Source organism: Lysobacter sp. 1R34A, assembly GCF_051217035.1.
In the GTDB taxonomy this organism is placed as follows: domain Bacteria; phylum Pseudomonadota; class Gammaproteobacteria; order Xanthomonadales; family Xanthomonadaceae; genus Lysobacter.
Genome location: NZ_JBPKJP010000174.1, coordinates 1 through 4416 on the forward strand (window position 1 = coordinate 1; position 4416 = coordinate 4416).

Below are 4416 nucleotides of genomic sequence, written 5' to 3' on the forward strand. Positions count from 1 at the left end.
CGCAACTGCTCGAGACCCTGCGCGCGGTCTGCGGCCTGTCGCCGGCGGACGCGGGCGAGCGCGCCCTGGCCTTGTTCGAACGCGTGCAACTGCCCGATCCGGCGAACGCGCTGCGACGTTATCCGCACCAGTTCTCGGGCGGCCAGCGCCAGCGCATCGCGATCGCCCTGGCGCTGGCGACGCGGCCGCGGGTGTTGATCGCCGACGAGCCGACCTCGGCCCTGGATGCGCGCATCGCCCGCGACATCCTCGACCTGCTCGATCGCCTGCGCCGCGAAGACGATCTCGCGTTGTTGCTGATCAGCCACGACCTGCCGCTGGTCGGTGCCTACGCACAACGACTGTTGGTGTTGCAGCGTGGCGCGGTGGTCGAACGTGGCGGCACCGCCGCGGTGTTCGCCGCGCCGACCCAGGCCTATACGCGCGAGCTGCTCGCCGCCGACCGCATCGAAGCCTTGCCGGAGAGCGCGTCGCAGGCGCCGGTGCTGTTGCGCGGCGAAGGCCTGCGCATGCGCTATCCGCGCGCGGCGCGCAGCGCGCTCGACGGCGTCGACATCGAGCTGCGCCGCGGCGAGGGCCTGGCCCTGGTCGGCGAAAGCGGCAGCGGCAAGAGCACGCTCGGCCGGGTAGTGCTGCGCCTGCTGCGCGGCGCGCAGGGCCGGGTGTCGATCGACGGCACCGAGCTCGGCAGCCTCGACGCGCGCGGCTTGCGCCGCCTGCGCGCACGCACCGGAGTGGTGTTCCAGGACCCCTACGCCTCGCTCGATCCGCGCCTGCGCATCGCCGAGATCGTGTCCGAACCCTTGCGCATTCACGGCCGCGGCGATGCCGCCGCGCGTCGCCGCCATGCCGCCGGGTTGATGCAGGCGGTGGGGCTGGACGAGGCCATGCTCGATCGCTATCCGCACCAGTTCTCCGGCGGCCAGCGCCAACGCATCGCGATCGCGCGCGCCCTGGCGACCGACCCGGAGCTGTTGGTCTGCGACGAAGCGGTGTCGGCGCTGGACGCGCATCACCGCGCGGCGATCCTGGCCCTGCTCGCGCGGCTCAAGCGCGAGCGCGGCCTGGCCCTGTTGTTCGTGACCCACGACCTCGCCGCGGCGGCGGCGGTGGCCGAGCGCATCGCCGTGCTCGAAGCCGGCCGCATCGTCGAGACCGGACCGACCGCGCAGGTGCTGCGCGCGCCGCAGCACGCGCATACGCGGGCGCTGCTCGCCGCGCGTCCGAGCCCAGGCTGACAGGTTCAGCGCGGACGACCTGTGACGCGCACGAAGAATCCGTACCGAGACGGCGACCCGGAGCCGGGATGACGAATGCGGCCTCGTGCGGCCGTGCGGCGCCAGTTAGATCGCTAAGACGAACGCACTCGGATGCCGCCGCCGCTCGCGCGGCGACGCCCGGCGAGCTCGCGCTCAGGCATCAGACGATGCCGCCGCCGATGCCGAGGCGGACCACGCCGACCACGATCACGATCGCGTTGAGCAGCAGGCCGGTCTTGGCGCGGCCGTTCTTCTCCGAACTCGTGAACAGCACACCGATCGCGGCGATGATCGCGCCGACCGCGGCGAACGGGATCAGGAACCAGTTGCCCCAGCCCAGCAGCGGGATCAGGGCGAGAATCATCCACAGCAGCGCGACGATGCCCCAGAGCAGGCTGATCAATCCCATCGTGTCGTACTCCGCAGTCGGCCGGTTTGGCCACATGGGCAACGTAGCGTCTGCCAGGGCGATTTCAAGTGCCGGAGGTGGCCGGGACCGATGGAAGCGCGCGTCGAGGCGACGCCGCCGCTGGCGCCGTAGTGGCGCCAGCGTGCCCCGATTGATTGGCGATTCATCGCCGATTGCGGGTGATGAACGCCGCGCGACGGCGCTCAGCCGTGCGAGCCGTCGATCTCGACGCGCAACTCGTGGCGGCAGATCGCCGCATGCAGCAGGATGCGCGGCACCCGCTCGCCGAAGCGGCGGTCGAGCGCGGCGGCGACGTTGTCGATCTCCTCGGCGTCGCGCACGTACACCTTCAGGCAGGAGCCGCCGCCGAATGCGGTCGGCAGCTGCGGCCGGCGCTGGCGGGCGACGCCGAGCAGGCTGTCGAAGTTGGCCAGGGTCTCGTCGAGCTGGGCCAACACCGAATCGGCATGCCTGGATTCGTGGCCGACCACGGCCGCGGTGCCCGACAACAGCAGGGGCATCGCCGCCGGCTGCGGCGGCAGCATGGCGCGGGCGAAACTCGGCGGCTGCGGCCCGTACTTGCGCGGATAGCGGTAAGCGCTGACCTGGCGCGGGTTTTCCAGCGGGGTACCGGGCGTGCGCGAGGCCAGCCAATACACCTGCAGGCGGCGCGCGCCGTCGACGCGGCCGATCGCCGTCGCCGCCGGCAGGCGGGCGATGTCGAAATCGCCCAGGCCCTTGGCGCGGCCCACGCAGAACACCCGGTAGCGCTCTTCGTCGCCGTGGCCGAGGGTGATGCCGTCGAGGTAGTTCCAGATCCGCAGCAGGTGCGGATAGCCGCGCGCTTCGGTGAAGGCGAGCAGCTTGCGGTACAGGTATTCGGCGGCGCGCGCGATCTCGCCGTTGGTGGCTTCGCCCGGCAGCGGTTCGGGTTCGTCGAATTCGATCACGCCGAACTGCAGCGCGCCGTCTTCCGACCAGGCCAGGTCGCCGTCGCGGCCCTTGATCACCGGGCCGCGCCCGCGCCAGCGCTCCAGGCGCCGGTCGCCGAAGGGTTCCAGCGCCACCCGCAGATAGCGCGGGTCGTCGTGCCGCGGCGCCTGGGTGCCGAAGCCGAACACCGCCAGGGTGTCGTCCTGGGCCAGCAGCTCGGCCGGCGTAGCCGCGACGTAGTCGACCTGCAGTTGCGGCGGCATCGCCAGCATGGCTTCGGCCGCGCTCACGGGTTGCCCCGTTGCAGGGTGTCGCCGCGGAAATCCACACCGACCTGGCGCTTGCGCCGCCACCAGCCGCGCAAGGCCTGCGGCGCCATGCGCAGCGCGGTCATCGCGTAGACGAAGCGGAACACGCGCAGGCGGCGCAGCACTTCGCGGTTGTCGAACACGTCGCCGGCGAGCATCGAGATCACCGCCTGCTCGATCTGCCAGAAGTTGCGCGGGGCGTTGAACAGCTCGCGCATCACCGGCGTGGTGAAGCGATAGATGAACCACTGGAAATGGCGCAGGCCGCGCTTGAGGCGCTTGACCATCGCGGCCTGCAGTTCGGCCTCGCGCGCCGGCTCGCGCAATGCGCCGTCGACCACCGCGGCGGCCTGCTCGCCGCTGTTCATGCCGAGGTAGACGCCGGAGGAGAACACCGGGTCGACGAAGGCGTAGGCGTCGCCGACCATGACCCAGCCCGGGCCGGTCATGCGCGCGCAGGTGTAGGAATAGTTGCCGGTGACGTGAACGTCGCCGCAGCGCTGCGCGCCCTGCATTCGCCGCCACACCGAGGGCTCGGACTCCAGCGTCTGCATCAGGAAGGCTTCGCTGTCGCCGCGGCGCCGCTTGAGGTATTCGGGGAAACACACCGCGCCGACGCTCATCACGTCGCGCTGCAGCGGGATCAGCCACATCCAGCCGTGGGCGAAACGCTGCACGGTGATGTTGCCGGCGTCCTCGCCCTCGCGGCGCTGCACGCCGGTGAAGTGGCTGAAGATCGCCGCCGACTGGTGCAACGGGTTCTTCTGCTTGAGCTTGAGCTGGCCGCCGAGGAAGGTGTCGCGGCCGCTGCCGTCGACCAGGTAGCGCGGGCGCACCCGCAACTCGCTGCCGTCGTCGCCGCGGGCGTGGACCACGGCCGGGCGGCCGTCGGCGCCGAACTCGATCTTCTCGACCTTGACCCGCTCGCGCGCGTCGACGCCGTTGGCCTGGGCGTGGCGGAACAGCAGTTCGTCGAACTCCTCGCGCTTGACCTGGAAGGCGTAACCGTAGACCGGGTTGAGCGCGCGCTCGAAGCGGAAGGTGTTGTAGCGCTCGGCGTCGATCGGGAACTCGGCGCCGGGCTTGTGGATGCCGATCGCGCGCACCTGTTCGAGCACGCCGAGGCGATCGAGGATGGCCAGGTTCATCGGCAGCAACGATTCGCCGATGTGGAAGCGCGGGTGGCTGCCCTTTTCCAGCAGCAACACCTTCCAGCCCTTGCGCGCGAGCAGGGTCGCCGCGGTGGTGCCGGCCGGGCCGCCGCCGATCACCAGGACATCGGTGTCGATGCTCTGCGCGGCGTGGGAGGGGCTGGCCGTGCTGGAAGCAGCGGTGGCCGTCGGTGCGGCCGCGTCGGGCGCGGAGTCGGGCGGATTCATGCGCAAATGATAGCCTGCCGCCTCGGCCCGCTGCGCGACGGCGGCGGGTGGCCGGCGCCGTCGCGCCGCTGCGGCGCATCGCCTCAAGTGCCTGATAACGCAGGTCCGGCGCGGGCGGAAGCGGTCGC

At 71.4% G+C, this 4416-nt stretch carries 4 protein-coding genes; 1 reads left to right on the forward strand and 3 read right to left on the reverse strand.

Features of this window, described 5'->3' with window-relative positions; genetic code table 11:
- Positions 1-1238: ATP-binding cassette domain-containing protein (locus tag ACSAMQ_RS20075; RefSeq protein WP_435397353.1), on the forward strand; the 1238-nt coding region annotated here is incomplete at its 5' end.
- Positions 1239-1419: 181 nt separating this feature from the next.
- On the opposite strand, the gene ACSAMQ_RS20080 is transcribed toward ACSAMQ_RS20075, so the two are convergent.
- The 3 genes from ACSAMQ_RS20080 to ACSAMQ_RS20090 all read right to left on the reverse strand — a co-directional run bounded on the left by ACSAMQ_RS20080 (position 1420) and on the right by ACSAMQ_RS20090 (position 4288).
- Positions 1420-1668: a hypothetical protein gene (locus tag ACSAMQ_RS20080; RefSeq protein ID WP_031371268.1), complete on the reverse strand. Its 249-nt coding sequence runs from the start codon at positions 1666-1668 to the stop codon at positions 1420-1422.
- 203 nt (positions 1669-1871) lie between these two features.
- Positions 1872-2873: a pteridine-dependent deoxygenase gene (locus tag ACSAMQ_RS20085; protein WP_435397355.1), complete on the reverse strand. Its 1002-nt coding sequence runs from the start codon at positions 2871-2873 to the stop codon at positions 1872-1874.
- A gap of 14 nt (positions 2874-2887) precedes the next feature.
- Entirely contained in the window at positions 2888-4288 is a 1401-nt protein-coding gene (locus ACSAMQ_RS20090) for an NAD(P)/FAD-dependent oxidoreductase (RefSeq protein ID WP_435397354.1), read from the reverse strand.
- Positions 4289-4416 lie beyond the last annotated feature (128 nt).